Below are 819 nucleotides of genomic sequence, written 5' to 3'. Positions count from 1 at the left end.
GGCGGTAGCGGTAGCTATAACGCTAAAGTATCGTCTGATGGTAAGAATTTAATCATGATTGCCGGTGATAAAGTAGTAAAACGCGATCTCGCTTCGGGTGGCACGGAAGTATTGAGTTCAACGTTCTTAGATGAAAGTCCAAGTATTTCGCCAAATGGTATTATGGTTATTTATAGCTCTACCAAAGGTACGAGCAAAGTGCTACAATTGGTGTCCGCAGATGGCCGTTTCAAAGCTAACTTGCCGGGAGCAGGTGGACAATTTAAGTTTCCTGCTTGGTCACCGTATTTGACTAAATAAAATAAAATTCTTTTTAGGAGCAACAAATGAAAAAACTAGCTAAAGTATTGATGATTGCGGCACCAGCATTCGTATTAGCAGCTTGCAGCAGCTCATCAGACAATGCTAACGCAAATGCTAACGCAAACGCAGGTCAATTCGGCGGTATGACTGCTGAAGACTTACAAACTCGTTACAACACTGTGTACTTCGGTTTCGATAGCTACGCAGTTGAAGGTGAGTACCAACAACTTTTAGATGCACACGCTGCATACTTAACATCTGCAAACGGTAAAGTAACTGTTGCTGGTCACGCTGACGAACGTGGTACTCCAGAGTACAACATCGCATTAGGTCAACGTCGTGCAGACGCAGTTAAAAACTACTTAGCAACTAAAGGTGCTAACCAAGTTTCAACTGTTTCTTACGGTGAAGAAAAACCGGCTGTGTTAGGTCACACTGAAGCTGACTACGCTAAAAACCGTCGTGCAGTATTAGAATACTAATTTGTATTTAGTTACTGAATAGACAATGAAGCCC

General features: G+C 42.4%; 1 protein-coding gene and 1 pseudogene. Both read left to right on the top strand.

Features of this window, described 5'->3' with window-relative positions; all coding sequences use genetic code 11:
• A pseudogene (locus D0Z60_RS11450) lies at positions 1-300 on the top strand (PD40 domain-containing protein); the annotation flags it as partial.
• Between the two features lie 26 nt (positions 301-326).
• Positions 327-785, top strand: a complete 459-nt coding sequence (gene pal, locus D0Z60_RS11445; RefSeq protein ID WP_005596217.1) for a peptidoglycan-associated lipoprotein Pal — start codon at positions 327-329, stop codon at positions 783-785.
• Positions 786-819: the final 34 nt, after the last annotated feature.

Origin of the sequence: Sphingomonas mesophila, from assembly GCF_003499275.1 — a bacterium.
Lineage (GTDB): Bacteria > Pseudomonadota > Alphaproteobacteria > Sphingomonadales > Sphingomonadaceae > Sphingomicrobium > Sphingomicrobium mesophilum.
This window is presented reverse-complemented; position numbering and strand designations above follow the sequence as displayed.